Genomic DNA, 16,782 nt, shown 5'->3' with positions numbered 1-16,782 from the left:
TCGAGCCTTAGGCTGCGGCAGCTTCTTTCTGGTCGCGCAGTGCCGCCAGAGTACGAGCCAATTTGCTGGTTGCGCCTTGAATCACGCTCATCAGCTGAGAAATTGCTTCGTCACGGGTCGGCAGAGTTGCCAGTACGTCGATCTGGTTAGCTGCGAGGAACTTGCCCTCGAACGCAGCTGCCTTAATCTCGAACTTGTCCTGACCTTTGGCGAATTCCTTGAACAAACGGGCAGCAGCGCCAGGATGTTGGGTGGAGAACGCGATCAAGGTCGGGCCGGTGAACACGTCGTTGAGGACACTGTATTCAGTGTCAGCAACAGCGCGCTTGAGCAGGGTGTTACGTACAACACGTACGTAAACGCCAGCTTCACGAGCCTCTTTACGGAGTCCGGTCATAGCGCCTACTGTTACGCCACGGGCATCAGCCACGACAGCGGACAGAGCAGCTTTGGCAGCCTCGTTGACTTCAGCGACGATGGCCTTCTTGTCTTCGAGTTTAATTGCCACGGGTTTAACTCCTGCTTGTTACCGTTTCATTCGATCGAAACCGAATGTCGTTTTGGTGTCTGATTCGGTAAGGAACCGGGAGCACCATCTGCGTAGGCTTGTGGTTTAAGACTTGCGTCGCCTACGGTCTTGGACAGCCCCCGCCAGGCAGGGACCCCAATTTTGTGGTTGGCGCGATTGCTCGTGCCAACCTGAGTCTTACGCGTCGAGCGAGCTCTGATCGATGACCAGACCTGGGCCCATAGTGGTGCTCAGGGTAACGCGCTTGACGTAGATACCTTTCGAAGAAGCTGGCTTGATACGCTTCAGATCAGCGATCAGGGCTTCAACGTTTTCCTTCAGCTTGACGGCGTCGAAGCCGATCTTGCCAACGGAAGTGTGGATGATGCCGTTTTTGTCGGTGCGATAACGAACCTGACCAGCCTTGGCGTTTTTAACCGCGGTGGCTACGTCTGGCGTTACGGTGCCGACTTTAGGGTTAGGCATCAGACCACGTGGACCGAGGATCTGACCCAACTGACCTACAACACGCATGGCATCCGGGGATGCGATCACTACGTCATAGTTCAGGTCGCCGCCCTTCATTTCAGCAGCCAGGTCGTCCATGCCTACGCGATCAGCGCCAGCGGCCAGAGCAGCTTCAGCTGCTGGGCCCTGGGTGAACACGGCAACACGAACGGTCTTGCCAGTGCCGTGTGGCAGCACGGTAGCGCTACGAACGACCTGGTCGGATTTACGTGGGTCAACGCCCAGGTTTACAGCAACGTCGAACGACTCGCTGAACTTGACAGTCGACAGCTCAGCCAGCAGAGCGGCGGCGTCTACAAAGTTGTAGGCCTTGCCTGCTTCGATTTTGCCGGCGATAGCCTTTTGACGCTTGGTCAGCTTAGCCATTACACACCCTCCACGTTAAGGCCCATGCTACGAGCAGAACCGGCGATAGTACGCACGGCTGCATCCATATCAGCTGCAGTCAGATCCGCGTTTTTGGTTTTCGCGATTTCTTCCAGCTGAGCACGGGTAACGGTGCCAACCTTAACGGTGTTTGGACGAGCGGAACCGCTGGTCAAACCTGCAGCCTTCTTCAGCAGAACCGAAGCCGGGGTGCTTTTTGTTTCGAAAGTGAAGCTACGGTCGCTGTAGACAGTGATGATCACTGGAGTTGGCAGACCTGGCTCAATACCCTGAGTACGGGCGTTGAAGGCCTTGCAGAATTCCATGATGTTCACGCCGTGCTGACCCAGGGCAGGACCAACAGGTGGGCTTGGGTTAGCCTGAGCGGCCTTCACTTGCAGCTTGATGTAAGCGGTAATTTTCTTGGCCATGAGGCACTCCAATTACGGGTTCGAACGCCTCGAAAGGCTCCCCGGTTACTTGCGCGTTTATCCCAGTGACGACAAAACCCCACAGCCTTGGGCTGCGGGGTTGGGATGCCTGTTCAATCAGACCTTTTCGACCTGGCTGAACTCTAGCTCTACCGGAGTAGAGCGACCGAAAATGAGCACTGCCACTTGGATCCGGCTCTTTTCGTAGTTAACTTCTTCAACCGTGCCATTGAAATCAGCGAATGGACCGTCGGTGACACGTACAACCTCACCCGGCTCAAACAGCGTTTTCGGCTTCGGCTTGTCGCTACCATCAGCGACACGACGCAGAATCGCTTCTGCCTCTTTATCCGTGATCGGCGCAGGCTTGTCGGCGGTACCGCCAATGAAGCCCATCACCCGAGGGGTATCCTTGACCAAGTGCCAAGTCCCTTCGTTCATGTCCATCTGTACCAGCACGTAGCCCGGAAAGAACTTACGTTCACTTTTGCGCTTCTGGCCATTGCGCATCTCAACCACTTCTTCAGTGGGGACCAGAATCTCGCCGAAGCCATCTTCCATGCCAGCCAGCTTTACGCGCTCTACCAGCGAGCGCATGACATGCTTCTCGTAACCCGAGTAAGCATGCACAACGTACCAACGCTTAGCCACGGGACACCCTTAGCCAACAATCAAGGAAACAAGCCAGCCGAGCAGGGAATCAAGCCCCCACAACAGCAACGCCATTACCAGAACAACAGCCACAACAATCAACGTGGTCTGCGTGGTTTCTTGGCGAGTCGGCCATACGACTTTACGAATCTCGGTGCGAGCTTCCTTAGCGAGTACAAAGAAAGACTTGCCCTTGGCTGTCTGCAGGCCTACAAAGGCAGCTACAGCAGCAATGGCGAGCAATGCAAGTACGCGGTACAGGATCGGCGAAGCAGAATAATACTGATTGCCAACAACGCCAATAACCACCAAAGCGACTACCACTAGCCACTTGAGCAGATCGAAGCGAGAGCCTTGAGCTTCAGCTTTAGGAGTCATCTATGAAGATCCTGTGAAAAGAAAGCCAGACACACCGAGTGAATCTGGCAGGTCAGGAGGGAATCGAACCCCCAACCTACGGTTTTGGAGACCGTCGCTCTGCCAATTGAGCTACTGACCTAAAACAAAATCAGGCCGACCATTATGCCGGCCCGAAAAAGACATTACAACTGTTTACTCGATGACTTTGGCTACGACGCCAGCGCCGACGGTACGACCGCCTTCACGGATAGCGAAACGCAGACCGTCTTCCATCGCGATGGTCTTGATCAGGGTAACAGTCATCTGAATGTTGTCACCTGGCATTACCATTTCAACGCCTTCTGGCAGCTCGCAGTTACCAGTCACGTCAGTTGTACGGAAGTAGAACTGTGGACGGTAGCCTTTGAAGAACGGAGTATGACGACCGCCTTCTTCCTTGCTCAGAACGTAAACTTCTGCAGTGAACTTGGTGTGCGGCTTGACGGTGCCTGGCTTGACCAGAACCTGGCCACGCTCTACGTCGTCACGCTTGGTGCCGCGCAGCAGTACGCCGCAGTTCTCACCAGCACGACCTTCGTCGAGCAGCTTGCGGAACATTTCAACGCCAGTGCAGGTCGTTTTCTGAGTGTCGCGCAGACCGACAATCTCAACTTCTTCCTGGATACGAACGATGCCACGCTCAACACGACCAGTCACAACAGTACCGCGACCGGAGATCGAGAAAACGTCTTCGATTGGCATCAGGAACGGCTTGTCGATAGCACGTTCTGGCTCTGGGATGTAGCTATCCAGAGTTTCCACCAGCTTCTTGACAGCAGTGGTGCCCATTTCGTTGTCATCTTGGCCGTTCAGAGCCATCAGAGCCGAACCGATGATGATTGGAGTGTCATCACCTGGGAAGTCGTAAGTGCTCAGCAGGTCGCGCACTTCCATCTCAACCAGTTCCAGCAGCTCAGCGTCGTCAACCATGTCAGCCTTGTTCAGGAAGACAACGATGTACGGAACGCCTACCTGACGGGACAGCAGGATGTGTTCGCGGGTTTGTGGCATCGGACCATCAGCGGCCGAGCAAACCAGGATCGCGCCATCCATCCGGGCAGCACCGGTGATCATGTTTTTTACGTAGTCGGCGTGACCTGGGCAGTCAACGTGTGCGTAGTGACGCACGGCCGAATCGTATTCAACGTGAGCGGTGTTGATGGTGATACCGCGAGCTTTCTCTTCCGGGGCGCTGTCGATCTTGTCGAAGTCAACCTTGGCCGAACCGAAAACTTCGGAGCAGACGCGGGTCAGAGCAGCGGTCAGCGTGGTTTTACCGTGGTCAACGTGACCAATGGTACCGACGTTGACGTGCGGCTTATTACGTTCGAACTTTTCCTTAGCCATCGAAATCACCCCTAGGAGAAGAATTTAGCGAGTCACACAAGCCATTAAAACAAAGGCAGATATTTGCATATCTGCCTTGTTATATGGAGCTCTTGAGCGGATTTGAACCGCTGACCTCACCCTTACCAAGGGTGTGCTCTACCAACTGAGCTACAAGAGCGAAACACTTTGCACAACCTGCAAACTTGGAGCGGGTAGCGGGAATCGAACCCGCATCATCAGCTTGGAAGGCTGAGGTTCTACCACTAAACTATACCCGCGGAGCTTGCAGCTCACGCTAAAAATGGTGGAGGGGGAAGGATTCGAACCTTCGAAGTCGTAGACGTCAGATTTACAGTCTGATCCCTTTGGCCGCTCGGGAACCCCTCCTAAGCGAGCCGGCATTCTATATCATGCCAGCCTTCTGTCAAGCATTTTCTCATTAAAAACCTGAGGTTAGCTGCGTTGACGTCGCTTCGTACCGCTTACCTTTAAAGGTCTTCGCTGCGAAGCGGGCGCCATTCTATGCAAACTACCCTGCGGGTGCAACCCCCTCGCACGGCATTATTTTATGTTTTAACTCATTGAATTCTTTAGAAAGGTTTTGAAGCAGCATTTCATTCACCTTTCCCGCGCTTTCCTGGGAAACCTGAACCCAGAACCCTCCACCCTCAGGAGCGCCCTGTGAGCCCGACGCCACGAAACGACCCAGGACACTCGAAGCCGCCAAACGCTGCTCCAACTGCCTGGCCAGCTCCGGACGGGAAAAACCACCCAGGTAGACACAGGTTTGGGCTACCTCACCGGACCTGGCTGAATCGCGCCTGACAAGGGCATCCGCCGTTTCACTCAAAAGATGGATATCCTGTTGCGAACCACGATACAAACTCAGCGGCGTGACATCCTTGGCGCGAAGCGGAGCCTCCTGCTGATGCCAGATGTAATAAAAGACATTCAAAACCAGCAATAACAGAAACAGCCACCGCATAGAGACCTCAAGACAAAGGGCAGGCCATCGCCAAGCCAACAAAAACCAGGTCAGGCACCACCCTGGCATCTGGAACAACCCCGGAAACCAGATTGGCATCCCCTCCTGTAAGAAACACCACGAATTCCTTTCCCCAATATTGCCGCGCCAATTCAAGCTGAGTCAGGACGAATCCCCTGAGCATCAGCATGCAACCACGCTCAACCGCCTCGACAGTCGCGCGACCTGGAGCGAGACTTTCATGGGCTCGCTCGGCCGCTATATCGTCATAGCGAATTTTTCGTGTGTGGGTACGCAATTGATTACGCATTAGCGGCATGCCAGGACAAATGAATCCGCCGAGATGCTCGCCATCCGCCGCCACGAAATCAGCAGTAACAGCAGTACCAAAATCAAGGACCAGGCACGCCCCCGAAGCAAGATGAAAACCGCCGAGCAAGGCCAGCCACCGATCGAGGCCTAGCCGCTCGTAATCCTCGTAGCCGTTTTTCACACCTGCCATTTCCCGGGCGGGCACAGCACGAACCACCGACACCCCGAATAAGTCGACCAGCGAAGCGACCAATGAGTCCGTCTCCGCCAAGGTCCTGACGCTAACAAGACGACATTTTTTGAGCTGGAACTTCCCTCCGTCATTCAGGCTCGTCAGCAGATCGTCGTCAGAGCTGACCACGCCCCCCTCGACCGGCGTTATCCCGTCAGCACGAAGAACACGCCATTTGATAAAGCTGTTGCCGCAGTCAAGCTCAAGAATCATCACGCAACCTCAAACTGAGCTCACCGCCGCTAAAGTTCTTTTCCACGCCATCTACCTTCAAACGCAGCGCACCCTGGTGATCAATGCCCAGCACAATGCCGTCAATTTTGTTAACACCTGCAATCAGAGATACAGCTCGGCCTTGCCAAAGATGGTACCGCTCCCATTCCGACTGGATCGCGGTAAACCCTGATGCATGATGACGCTCCAGATACTGCTGTAGCTTCGCACCCAATCGCGCCACCAGCTCATTTCGATCGAAATCCCTGCCCGCCTCAAGGCACATGGACGTCCACTGCTGGTCGACCTCATCAGTTGCTTGCATGTTCACATTAACCCCGACACCCAGGACGACATGGCAAACATCCGCAGGATCTCCCACCAACTCAAGCAGAATGCCGGCAATCTTTTTCTCACCCACCAAGACATCATTGGGCCATTTCAGTCCTGCCCCCGCGATGCCCATGTCGCGCAAGACATGCATGACAGCGAGCCCGACAACCAGACTCAGGCCTTCAATTTGCCGCATGCCGCCGTCAATGCGTAACACCAGGCTGTGATAGAGATTTTCAGCAAAGGGGCTGACCCACTTACGACCACGACGACCGCGCCCCGCTATTTGTCGCTCGGCCAAAACCAAGAACGGTGCTGCTCCGCCACGCTCAATGCAACGCAGCGCCTCGGCGTTAGTAGAGTCGATAGAGTCAAATATATGGACAGGCCATTCAGGAAGGCCTTTTGCGCGGATTTCTGCCGCATCCAAAAGCAACAGGGGCTTCGCCAATTGATACCCCCTACCTCGAACTTTATGCACAGACAATCCTAAATCCGCCTCCAAGTGCTGTAGCTGCTTCCATACAGCACTGCGACTGATACCCAGTGCAACACCCAGCGCCTGCCCCGAATGAAAGCGGCCATCCTTCAGAAGTTTTAGCAACGTGAGCATGCGGACTGCGCCCTGATAATGAGGCCCGCATGATAGCCATGCGCAAGACAGTTGCATAGAAACAGAAAAGGACTTTCCCGCAGGCAAAACAAAACCCCTACCTGCATCAGCAGATAGGGGTTTCGGAATTTAATCTTGACGATGACCTACTCTCACATGGGGAAACCCCACACTACCATCGGCGATGCATCGTTTCACTGCTGAGTTCGGGATGGGATCAGGTGGTTCCAATGCTCTATTGTCGTCAAGAAATTCGGGTACCGAGTCGTGGCCTGATGGCCGCGCTTCAGCAAATTGGGTATGTGATAGCTTTCGGTGTTTTGTGAAATTCGAACTTTCGGTTCGTTTCGTCTTCACACACCGCAATCTGGCGCTCTTTCGAGTCAGCAAATTGCTTGGGTGTTATATGGTCAAGCCTCACGGGCAATTAGTACAGGTTAGCTCAACGCCTCACAGCGCTTACACACCCTGCCTATCAACGTCGTAGTCTTCGACGGCCCTTCAGGGGACTCAAGGTCCCAGTGAGATCTCATCTTGAGGCAAGTTTCCCGCTTAGATGCTTTCAGCGGTTATCTTTCCCGAACATAGCTACCCGGCAATGCCACTGGCGTGACAACCGGAACACCAGAGGTTCGTCCACTCCGGTCCTCTCGTACTAGGAGCAGCCCCTCTCAAATCTCAAACGTCCACGGCAGATAGGGACCGAACTGTCTCACGACGTTCTAAACCCAGCTCGCGTACCACTTTAAATGGCGAACAGCCATACCCTTGGGACCGGCTTCAGCCCCAGGATGTGATGAGCCGACATCGAGGTGCCAAACACCGCCGTCGATATGAACTCTTGGGCGGTATCAGCCTGTTATCCCCGGAGTACCTTTTATCCGTTGAGCGATGGCCCTTCCATACAGAACCACCGGATCACTAAGACCTACTTTCGTACCTGCTCGACGTGTCTGTCTCGCAGTCAAGCGCGCTTTTGCCTTTATACTCTACGACCGATTTCCGACCGGTCTGAGCGCACCTTCGTACTCCTCCGTTACTCTTTAGGAGGAGACCGCCCCAGTCAAACTACCCACCATACACTGTCCTCGATCCGGATAACGGACCTGAGTTAGAACCTCAAAGTTGCCAGGGTGGTATTTCAAGGATGGCTCCACGCAGACTGGCGTCCACGCTTCAAAGCCTCCCACCTATCCTACACAAGCAAATTCAAAGTCCAGTGCAAAGCTATAGTAAAGGTTCACGGGGTCTTTCCGTCTAGCCGCGGATACACTGCATCTTCACAGCGATTTCAATTTCACTGAGTCTCGGGTGGAGACAGCGCCGCCATCGTTACGCCATTCGTGCAGGTCGGAACTTACCCGACAAGGAATTTCGCTACCTTAGGACCGTTATAGTTACGGCCGCCGTTTACCGGGGCTTCGATCAAGAGCTTCGCGTTAGCTAACCCCATCAATTAACCTTCCGGCACCGGGCAGGCGTCACACCCTATACGTCCACTTTCGTGTTTGCAGAGTGCTGTGTTTTTAATAAACAGTCGCAGCGGCCTGGTATCTTCGACCGGCGTGGGCTTACGCAGCAAGTGCTTCACCCTCACCGGCGCACCTTCTCCCGAAGTTACGGTGCCATTTTGCCTAGTTCCTTCACCCGAGTTCTCTCAAGCGCCTTGGTATTCTCTACCCAACCACCTGTGTCGGTTTGGGGTACGGTTCCTGGTTACCTGAAGCTTAGAAGCTTTTCTTGGAAGCATGGCATCAACCACTTCGTCACCCAAAGGGTAACTCGTCATCAGCTCTCGGCCTTGGAATCCCGGATTTACCTAAGATTCCAGCCTACCACCTTAAACTTGGACAACCAACGCCAAGCTGGCCTAGCCTTCTCCGTCCCTCCATCGCAATAACCAGAAGTACAGGAATATTAACCTGTTTTCCATCGACTACGCTTTTCAGCCTCGCCTTAGGGACCGACTAACCCTGCGTCGATTAACGTTGCGCAGGAAACCTTGGTCTTTCGGCGTGGGTGTTTTTCACACCCATTGTCGTTACTCATGTCAGCATTCGCACTTCTGATACCTCCAGCAAGCTTCTCAACTCACCTTCACAGGCTTACAGAACGCTCCTCTACCGCATCACTTACGTGATACCCGTAGCTTCGGTGTATGGTTTGAGCCCCGTTACATCTTCCGCGCAGGCCGACTCGACTAGTGAGCTATTACGCTTTCTTTAAAGGGTGGCTGCTTCTAAGCCAACCTCCTAGCTGTCTAAGCCTTCCCACATCGTTTCCCACTTAACCATAACTTTGGGACCTTAGCTGACGGTCTGGGTTGTTTCCCTTTTCACGACGGACGTTAGCACCCGCCGTGTGTCTCCCATGCTCGGCACTTGTAGGTATTCGGAGTTTGCATCGGTTTGGTAAGTCGGGATGACCCCCTAGCCGAAACAGTGCTCTACCCCCTACAGTGATACATGAGGCGCTACCTAAATAGCTTTCGAGGAGAACCAGCTATCTCCGAGCTTGATTAGCCTTTCACTCCGATCCACAGGTCATCCGCTAACTTTTCAACGGTAGTCGGTTCGGTCCTCCAGTTAGTGTTACCCAACCTTCAACCTGCCCATGGATAGATCGCCCGGTTTCGGGTCTATTCCCAGCGACTAGACGCCCTATTAAGACTCGCTTTCGCTACGCCTCCCCTATTCGGTTAAGCTCGCCACTGAAAATAAGTCGCTGACCCATTATACAAAAGGTACGCAGTCACCCAACAAAGTGGGCTCCCACTGCTTGTACGCATACGGTTTCAGGATCTATTTCACTCCCCTCTCCGGGGTTCTTTTCGCCTTTCCCTCACGGTACTAGTTCACTATCGGTCAGTCAGTAGTATTTAGCCTTGGAGGATGGTCCCCCCATATTCAGACAAAGTTTCTCGTGCTCCGTCCTACTCGATTTCACTTCTAAGATCCTTTCGCGTACAGGGCTATCACCCACTATGGCCGCACTTTCCAGAGCGTTCCGCTAAAATCAAAGAAGCTTAAGGGCTAGTCCCCGTTCGCTCGCCACTACTAAGGGAATCTCGGTTGATTTCTTTTCCTCAGGGTACTTAGATGTTTCAGTTCCCCTGGTTCGCCTCTTGCACCTATGTATTCAGTACAAGATAACCATCTTATGATGGCTGGGTTCCCCCATTCAGACATCTCCGGATCAAAGTCTGTTTGCCGACTCCCCGAAGCTTTTCGCAGGCTACCACGTCTTTCATCGCCTCTGACTGCCAAGGCATCCACCGTATGCGCTTCTTCACTTGACCATATAACCCCAAGCAATCTGGTTATACTGTGAAGACGACATTCGCCGAAAATTCGAATTTCTCAACTAAGAGAACTCACAAATTTTACCTTAGCCTGATCCGTTACCAGTGAAAGTAACGTTCAGTCTATCTTTCTATCACATACCCAAATTTTTAAAGAACGAACTAGTCAAAGACTAGAAATCAACATTCACCATCGAACCGATGGAATGCTCATTTCTAAGCTTTCAGAAGCAGTTTATGGTGGAGCCAAGCGGGATCGAACCGCTGACCTCCTGCGTGCAAGGCAGGCGCTCTCCCAGCTGAGCTATGGCCCCATAACAAAATTGGTGGGTCTGGGCAGATTCGAACTGCCGACCTCACCCTTATCAGGGGTGCGCTCTAACCAACTGAGCTACAGACCCAATTTCGAGCTTGTAACTGTTAGCTGTGAGCTATCAGCTTGGAGCTTAAAGCTGCTTCTATCGTCTTCTTCAATGAATCAAGCAATTCGTGTGGGAGCTCATGAAGCAGCTGCGGTCGTCGATTAAGGAGGTGATCCAGCCGCAGGTTCCCCTACGGCTACCTTGTTACGACTTCACCCCAGTCATGAATCACACCGTGGTAACCGTCCTCCCGAAGGTTAGACTAGCTACTTCTGGTGCAACCCACTCCCATGGTGTGACGGGCGGTGTGTACAAGGCCCGGGAACGTATTCACCGCGACATTCTGATTCGCGATTACTAGCGATTCCGACTTCACGCAGTCGAGTTGCAGACTGCGATCCGGACTACGATCGGTTTTGTGGGATTAGCTCCACCTCGCGGCTTGGCAACCCTCTGTACCGACCATTGTAGCACGTGTGTAGCCCAGGCCGTAAGGGCCATGATGACTTGACGTCATCCCCACCTTCCTCCGGTTTGTCACCGGCAGTCTCCTTAGAGTGCCCACCATAACGTGCTGGTAACTAAGGACAAGGGTTGCGCTCGTTACGGGACTTAACCCAACATCTCACGACACGAGCTGACGACAGCCATGCAGCACCTGTCTCAATGTTCCCGAAGGCACCAATCCATCTCTGGAAAGTTCATTGGATGTCAAGGCCTGGTAAGGTTCTTCGCGTTGCTTCGAATTAAACCACATGCTCCACCGCTTGTGCGGGCCCCCGTCAATTCATTTGAGTTTTAACCTTGCGGCCGTACTCCCCAGGCGGTCAACTTAATGCGTTAGCTGCGCCACTAAGAGCTCAAGGCTCCCAACGGCTAGTTGACATCGTTTACGGCGTGGACTACCAGGGTATCTAATCCTGTTTGCTCCCCACGCTTTCGCACCTCAGTGTCAGTATCAGTCCAGGTGGTCGCCTTCGCCACTGGTGTTCCTTCCTATATCTACGCATTTCACCGCTACACAGGAAATTCCACCACCCTCTACCATACTCTAGCTCGACAGTTTTGAATGCAGTTCCCAGGTTGAGCCCGGGGCTTTCACATCCAACTTAACGAACCACCTACGCGCGCTTTACGCCCAGTAATTCCGATTAACGCTTGCACCCTCTGTATTACCGCGGCTGCTGGCACAGAGTTAGCCGGTGCTTATTCTGTCGGTAACGTCAAAACACTAACGTATTAGGTTAATGCCCTTCCTCCCAACTTAAAGTGCTTTACAATCCGAAGACCTTCTTCACACACGCGGCATGGCTGGATCAGGCTTTCGCCCATTGTCCAATATTCCCCACTGCTGCCTCCCGTAGGAGTCTGGACCGTGTCTCAGTTCCAGTGTGACTGATCATCCTCTCAGACCAGTTACGGATCGTCGCCTTGGTGAGCCATTACCCCACCAACTAGCTAATCCGACCTAGGCTCATCTGATAGCGCAAGGCCCGAAGGTCCCCTGCTTTCTCCCGTAGGACGTATGCGGTATTAGCGTCCGTTTCCGAGCGTTATCCCCCACTACCAGGCAGATTCCTAGGCATTACTCACCCGTCCGCCGCTCTCAAGAGGTGCAAGCACCTCTCTACCGCTCGACTTGCATGTGTTAGGCCTGCCGCCAGCGTTCAATCTGAGCCATGATCAAACTCTTCAGTTCAAACATCTTTGGGTTTTGAGAAAACCCTAAACTTGGCTCAGCAATCGTTGGTTACATCTTTGATTTCTCGCGGAGTAACTTGTGATGCTGATAATCTGTTGACTAGCAGTCTGACTCCACAAGCACCCACACGAATTGCTTGATTCAGTTGTTAAAGAGCGGTTGGCTGAGTCTTTCGTCTCAACCGAGGCGCGCATTCTACAGCGCCCGGTGTATCTGTCAAGCGGTTATTTTAAGAAGTTTTCAAAGTTTCCTTTTCAACTTCAACCACTTGCGCTTCCGATCTCTCGTTAGCGGGAGGCGAATTCTACAGCGTTACTCGCTGCTGTCAACACCTCTTTTTCACCGCTTTCGACCGAGAAGATCGAACCGCCGATAGAGCCAAACATCACCGCTCTATCTGCTCCTTCCAAGCTTCGATGAACTGAAGCCCTGCACCTTCCAAACCTACTTAACTCATTGAATCTCAAGGAGTTTTCCGTTTCGACTGCGCCGGAAGTGGGGCGAATTATAGACTTCCAGAATCTGCCGTCAACCCTTAATTTCAGCTTTATTCGGATTTCAGCGTAATCCGCGCAAAAGCCTTCTTGCCGGCCTGGCATACATGAGTAGAACCCAGCTCATATATATAGGTGCGATCCACAACCTCACCATCTACACGCACACCGCCCGAACCAAGGAGATCTCGTGCCACCGCCGCATTCTTGACCAGGCCTGCTTTATTAAGGACCGCCGCAATCGGCATACCCTCGGCAGCAACCAGCTCGATCTCCGGCAAGTCATCCGGCAGCTCGCCATCCTTCATACGATTACCCGCCGCACGGTGAGCGCTGGCAGCTGCCTCTTCACCATGGAAACGAGCAACGATCTCTTCGGCCAGCTTGATCTTGATGTCCCGCGGATTAGCCCCAGCCTCTACATCAGCACGGAACGCATTGATCTCATCCATTGACCGGAAGCTCAACAGCTCGAAGTAGCGCCACATCAGCGCATCAGGAATGGAGACCAGCTTGCCGTACATGGCGCCTGGCGCTTCCTGGATGCCCACGTAGTTGCCCAGCGATTTGGACATCTTCTTCACGCCATCCAACCCCTCCAGCAATGGCATGGTCAGGATGCACTGCGCCTCCTGACCATAACCGCGCTGCAGCTCACGCCCCATCAACAGGTTGAATTTCTGATCGGTGCCGCCGAGCTCAACGTCCGCGCGCAACGCAACCGAGTCATAACCCTGTACAAGCGGATAGAGGAACTCATGGATAGCGATTGGCTGATTGGTTGTATAGCGCTTGTCGAAATCATCGCGCTCAAGCATGCGAGCCACGGTGTATTGAGACGTCAGGCGAATGAAATCCGCCGGCCCCATCTTATCCATCCAAGTGGAGTTGAAAGCCACTTCGGTCTTGGCCGGATCAAGAATCTTGAATACCTGGGTCTTGTAGGTCTCGGCGTTATCGAGGACCTGCTCACGGGTCAGCGGCGGGCGCGTAGCACTCTTGCCGCTCGGGTCACCGATCATGCCGGTGAAGTCCCCTATAAGGAAGATGACCTGGTGGCCCAGATCCTGGAACTGGCGCAGCTTATTAATAAGCACGGTGTGACCCAGGTGCAGATCGGGCGCCGTCGGATCGAAGCCAGCCTTGATACGCAGCGGCTGCCCACGCTTGAGCTTTTCGATCAGCTCGGACTCGACCAACAGTTCTTCCGCACCACGCTTGATCAGCGCTAGCTGCTCTTCAACCGACTTCATAACAGACCCGTAAGGCTCAGATTCAAAGGGCCCCAACCATACAAGATCGCGCACCAAATACAAGGTTTGCCAGGCGCAAGGACGCCAATCCACAGAACAGAGCGTTCGCGGGCTTGCTTCGCAGGGGTTTTGGTTATATTTTATACAGTTATTTCATCTTCATCATGTCATTCATCTTTTCCAATTCATTTTTTCAAAAGCCAAAATTACTTATGACCACAGAACCGTCTAAAGCGCCGCCGCTTTACCCGAAGACCCACCTGCTTGCCGCAAGTGGCATCGCAGCCCTCCTTAGCCTGGCGCTCCTGGTGTTTCCCTCCAGCGATGTTGAAGCCAAAAAGACGACTCTGAGTCTTGAACTGGAAAGCCCTGCTGAACAACTGACACAAGAACAAGACGCCGCCGAAGCCGTTCAAGCCACAAACGAGCCGGCTGCTTCTCCGTTTGCACAGATTGAAAACAGCCCGCAAGACCCTGCCCAGGCCGCCTCTCAGGCAGAAGCGCCTGTGGCAGAAGAAAAGAAAGGACCGGACCATCGCGAAGTGATTGTTGCCAAGGGCGACACTCTCTCCACACTCTTCGAAAAGGTTGGCCTGCCTTCGACTTCGGTCCATGAAGTCCTGGCCAGCGACAAACAAGCCAAGCAATTCACTCAATTGCAACGCGGCCAGAAACTCGAATTCGAACTCAATCCAGACGGACAGCTGACCAACCTGCACACCAAGCTGAGTGACCTGGAAAGCATCACCCTGACCAAAAATGACAAGGGTTATGTATTCAACCGCGTCACCGCCAAGCCTACCGTTCGCTCGGCCTACGTCCATGGCGTCATCAACAGTTCGCTGTCCCAGTCCGCTGCGCGCGCCGGCCTTTCCCATAGCCTGACCATGGATATGGCCAGTGTCTTCGGCTACGACATCGACTTCGCCCAGGACATTCGCCAGGGCGACGAATTCGACGTCATCTACGAGCAGAAAGTGGTCAATGGCAAGAGCGTCGGCAACGGCCCGATTCTCTCCGCGCGCTTCACCAACCGCGGCAAGACGTACACTGCGGTGCGCTACACCAACAAGCAAGGCAACAGCAGCTACTACACCGCCGACGGCAACAGCATGCGCAAGGCATTCATCCGTACACCGGTTGATTTCGCCCGTATCAGCTCGAAGTTCTCCGCAGGTCGCAAGCATCCGATCCTGAACAAGATTCGCGCCCACAAAGGTGTCGACTACGCCGCCCCTCGTGGCACGCCAATCAAGGCAGCCGGCGACGGCAAGGTGTTGCTGGCAGGCCGTCGCGGCGGTTATGGCAACACCGTGATCATTCAGCACGGCAATACCTATCGCACCCTGTACGGGCACATGCAGGGCTTCGCCAAAGGCGTGAAGACTGGCGGCACCGTCAAGCAAGGCCAGGTGATTGGCTACATCGGCACCACCGGCCTCTCCACCGGCCCGCACTTGCACTATGAGTTCCAGGTCAACGGCGTTCATGTCGACCCACTTGGCCAGAAGTTGCCGATGGCCGATCCGATCGCCAAGGGCGAGCGCGCACGCTTCCTGGCTCAAAGCCAACCTTTGATGGCTCGCATGGATCAAGAGAAAGCCACCATGCTGGCCTCGAGCAAGCGCTAAGCATGGCGCTTTATATCGGTGTGATGTCCGGGACCAGCCTGGACGGCTTGGATATCGCACTGATCGAACTGACCCCGGCGATCAAATTGATCGCCACGCACTACATCCCCATGCCCGCCGTTCTGCGCACCGAATTGCTCGAATTGTGCAGCAGCGGGCCCGATGAGATCGCCCGTTCCGCCATTGCCCAACAAAGCTGGGTAAAGCTGGCCGCGCAGGGCATCCATACCCTGCTCAACGAACAGAAACTCAAGCCTGAAGACATCAGGGCGATTGGCAGCCACGGCCAGACCATCCGCCATGAACCGGCCCGTGGGTTTACTGTGCAAATTGGCAATCCGGCACTGTTGAGCGAATTGACCGGCATCACCGTCGTCAGCGATTTCCGAAGCCGCGATGTCGCCGCTGGCGGGCAAGGCGCCCCACTGGTCCCGGCGTTTCACGAAGCATTGTTCGAAGAACGAGCCGGTCATCGTGCCGTGCTGAATGTCGGTGGCTTCAGCAACCTCAGCCTGATAGCGCCCGCAAAACCTGTCGCCGGTTTCGACTGCGGCCCAGGCAACGTATTGCTCGATGCCTGGATTCATCAACAACGCGGTGAGCATTTCGATCGCGACGGCCAATGGGCCGCCAGCGGAAAAGTCGAGCCAGCCTTGCTCAAGGCACTGCTCAGCGACCCCTTCTTCGTCACCAAGGGTCCGAAAAGTACCGGTCGTGAAGTATTCAACCTGCCGTGGCTGAGCCAGCATTTGTCGCAGTTGCCAGCCTTCGCCCCGGAAAACGTCCAGGCGACGTTACTCGAACTGACCGCCCTGACCATCGTCGAATCACTTCAGTATGCCCAGCCGAATACTCAGGAGTTGCTGGTCTGCGGCGGCGGCGCGCACAACCAGGCGTTCATGAAGCGCCTGGCTGAATTGCTGCCAGAGGCCACCGTCAGCAGCACGGCGGCATATGGAGTGGATCCGGACTGGGTCGAAGCCATGGCGTTCGCCTGGCTCGCCCATTGCTGTCTTGAAGGTATTCCAGGTAACCGTCCAAGTGTCACGGGCGCCCGTGGCCTGCGCATACTCGGCGCTATCTACCCGGCCTGAATCCAATAATCACGGACAAAAAAAACGCCGCAGGGCCTAAGGCAC

Annotated in this window: 12 protein-coding genes, 6 tRNA genes and 3 rRNA genes; 2 read left to right on the top strand and 19 right to left on the bottom strand. The window is 54.2% G+C overall.

Annotated features, from left to right (window positions below; translation table 11 throughout):
- Positions 1-7: 7 nt before the first annotated feature.
- From rplJ to tyrS, 19 genes are all read right to left on the bottom strand, one after another.
- Positions 8-508 (bottom strand): 50S ribosomal protein L10, encoded by a 501-nt coding sequence (gene rplJ / locus M1D99_RS03395; protein WP_003206099.1) that lies wholly within the window; start codon positions 506-508, stop codon positions 8-10.
- 198 nt (positions 509-706) lie between these two features.
- The gene (rplA, locus tag M1D99_RS03390) at positions 707-1,402 is read right to left on the bottom strand and encodes a 50S ribosomal protein L1 (RefSeq protein ID WP_003186095.1); all 696 of its coding nucleotides are present in this window, start codon (positions 1,400-1,402) and stop codon (positions 707-709) included.
- A complete protein-coding gene (rplK, locus tag M1D99_RS03385; RefSeq protein ID WP_003210097.1) occupies positions 1,402-1,833 on the bottom strand; it encodes a 50S ribosomal protein L11 in 432 nt (143 codons plus the stop codon). Before rplK ends, rplA begins: the two co-directional genes overlap by 1 nt.
- Positions 1,834-1,950: 117 nt before the next feature.
- The gene (gene nusG / locus M1D99_RS03380; protein ID WP_003186097.1) at positions 1,951-2,484 is read right to left on the bottom strand and encodes a transcription termination/antitermination protein NusG; all 534 of its coding nucleotides are present in this window, start codon (positions 2,482-2,484) and stop codon (positions 1,951-1,953) included.
- A gap of 9 nt (positions 2,485-2,493) precedes the next feature.
- The gene (gene secE, locus M1D99_RS03375) at positions 2,494-2,862 is read right to left on the bottom strand and encodes a preprotein translocase subunit SecE (RefSeq protein ID WP_003206102.1); all 369 of its coding nucleotides are present in this window, start codon (positions 2,860-2,862) and stop codon (positions 2,494-2,496) included.
- A gap of 45 nt (positions 2,863-2,907) precedes the next feature.
- A tRNA-Trp gene (locus tag M1D99_RS03370) sits at positions 2,908-2,983 on the bottom strand.
- A 53-nt stretch (positions 2,984-3,036) separates the two neighbouring features.
- Positions 3,037-4,230, bottom strand: a complete 1,194-nt coding sequence (gene tuf, locus M1D99_RS03365; protein ID WP_458131371.1) for an elongation factor Tu — start codon at positions 4,228-4,230, stop codon at positions 3,037-3,039.
- Positions 4,231-4,314: 84 nt separating this feature from the next.
- Positions 4,315-4,390: transfer RNA gene (locus M1D99_RS03360), tRNA-Thr, on the bottom strand.
- A gap of 26 nt (positions 4,391-4,416) precedes the next feature.
- A tRNA-Gly gene (locus M1D99_RS03355) sits at positions 4,417-4,490 on the bottom strand.
- Positions 4,491-4,514: 24 nt separating this feature from the next.
- Positions 4,515-4,599: transfer RNA gene (locus M1D99_RS03350), tRNA-Tyr, on the bottom strand.
- A 142-nt stretch (positions 4,600-4,741) separates the two neighbouring features.
- Positions 4,742-5,197, bottom strand: coding sequence for a hypothetical protein (locus M1D99_RS03345; RefSeq protein WP_434574005.1), 456 nt, complete (start codon positions 5,195-5,197; stop codon positions 4,742-4,744).
- A 7-nt stretch (positions 5,198-5,204) separates the two neighbouring features.
- Positions 5,205-5,954 carry a pantothenate kinase gene (locus tag M1D99_RS03340; protein WP_434574003.1) on the bottom strand — a complete coding sequence of 250 codons (750 nt, stop codon included), beginning with the start codon at positions 5,952-5,954 and terminating at the stop codon, positions 5,205-5,207.
- A complete protein-coding gene (gene birA, locus M1D99_RS03335; RefSeq protein WP_434574001.1) occupies positions 5,944-6,900 on the bottom strand; it encodes a bifunctional biotin--[acetyl-CoA-carboxylase] ligase/biotin operon repressor BirA in 957 nt (318 codons plus the stop codon). The genes M1D99_RS03340 and birA overlap by 11 nt, the downstream gene beginning before the upstream one ends.
- A 133-nt stretch (positions 6,901-7,033) precedes the next feature.
- Positions 7,034-7,149: ribosomal RNA gene (gene rrf / locus M1D99_RS03330) — 5S ribosomal RNA — on the bottom strand.
- A gap of 157 nt (positions 7,150-7,306) precedes the next feature.
- Positions 7,307-10,198 (bottom strand): 23S ribosomal RNA (locus tag M1D99_RS03325).
- A 241-nt stretch (positions 10,199-10,439) separates the two neighbouring features.
- Positions 10,440-10,515, bottom strand: a tRNA-Ala gene (locus M1D99_RS03320).
- A gap of 10 nt (positions 10,516-10,525) precedes the next feature.
- Positions 10,526-10,602 (bottom strand) — tRNA-Ile (locus tag M1D99_RS03315).
- A gap of 123 nt (positions 10,603-10,725) precedes the next feature.
- Positions 10,726-12,262: ribosomal RNA gene (locus tag M1D99_RS03310) — 16S ribosomal RNA — on the bottom strand.
- Together the 16S, 23S and 5S rRNA genes with 2 tRNA genes alongside form the textbook arrangement of a ribosomal RNA operon.
- A 550-nt stretch (positions 12,263-12,812) precedes the next feature.
- A complete protein-coding gene (gene tyrS / locus M1D99_RS03305) occupies positions 12,813-14,012 on the bottom strand; it encodes a tyrosine--tRNA ligase (RefSeq protein WP_434573999.1) in 1,200 nt (399 codons plus the stop codon).
- A 212-nt stretch (positions 14,013-14,224) separates the two neighbouring features.
- On the opposite strand from tyrS, the gene M1D99_RS03300 reads away from it, so the two are divergent.
- Both M1D99_RS03300 and M1D99_RS03295 read left to right on the top strand, forming a co-directional pair.
- Positions 14,225-15,643, top strand: coding sequence for a peptidoglycan DD-metalloendopeptidase family protein (locus M1D99_RS03300; protein ID WP_434573997.1), 1,419 nt, complete (start codon positions 14,225-14,227; stop codon positions 15,641-15,643).
- 2 nt (positions 15,644-15,645) lie between these two features.
- Entirely contained in the window at positions 15,646-16,737 is a 1,092-nt protein-coding gene (locus M1D99_RS03295; protein ID WP_458131370.1) for an anhydro-N-acetylmuramic acid kinase, read from the top strand.
- Positions 16,738-16,782 lie beyond the last annotated feature (45 nt).

Source organism: Pseudomonas sp. R3-41, assembly GCF_054161485.1.
Note: the sequence above shows the minus strand (reverse complement) of the source record. Positions and strands in the feature narration are given on the sequence as shown.

Excerpts from the sequence above, each read along its gene's own strand:
- tuf (WP_458131371.1), bottom strand. The coding sequence starts at position 4,230 with ATGGCTAAGGAAAAGTTCGAACGTAATAAGCCGCACGTCAACGTCGGT.
- M1D99_RS03340 (WP_434574003.1), bottom strand. The coding sequence starts at position 5,954 with ATGATTCTTGAGCTTGACTGCGGCAACAGCTTTATCAAATGGCGTGTT.
- birA (WP_434574001.1), bottom strand. The coding sequence starts at position 6,900 with ATGCTCACGTTGCTAAAACTTCTGAAGGATGGCCGCTTTCATTCGGGG.
- M1D99_RS03295 (WP_458131370.1), top strand. The coding sequence starts at position 15,646 with ATGGCGCTTTATATCGGTGTGATGTCCGGGACCAGCCTGGACGGCTTG.
- M1D99_RS03300 (WP_434573997.1), top strand. The coding sequence starts at position 14,225 with ATGACCACAGAACCGTCTAAAGCGCCGCCGCTTTACCCGAAGACCCAC.
- secE (WP_003206102.1), bottom strand. The coding sequence starts at position 2,862 with ATGACTCCTAAAGCTGAAGCTCAAGGCTCTCGCTTCGATCTGCTCAAG.
- rplK (WP_003210097.1), bottom strand. The coding sequence starts at position 1,833 with ATGGCCAAGAAAATTACCGCTTACATCAAGCTGCAAGTGAAGGCCGCT.
- tyrS (WP_434573999.1), bottom strand. The coding sequence starts at position 14,012 with ATGAAGTCGGTTGAAGAGCAGCTAGCGCTGATCAAGCGTGGTGCGGAA.
- M1D99_RS03345 (WP_434574005.1), bottom strand. The coding sequence starts at position 5,197 with ATGCGGTGGCTGTTTCTGTTATTGCTGGTTTTGAATGTCTTTTATTAC.
- rplA (WP_003186095.1), bottom strand. The coding sequence starts at position 1,402 with ATGGCTAAGCTGACCAAGCGTCAAAAGGCTATCGCCGGCAAAATCGAA.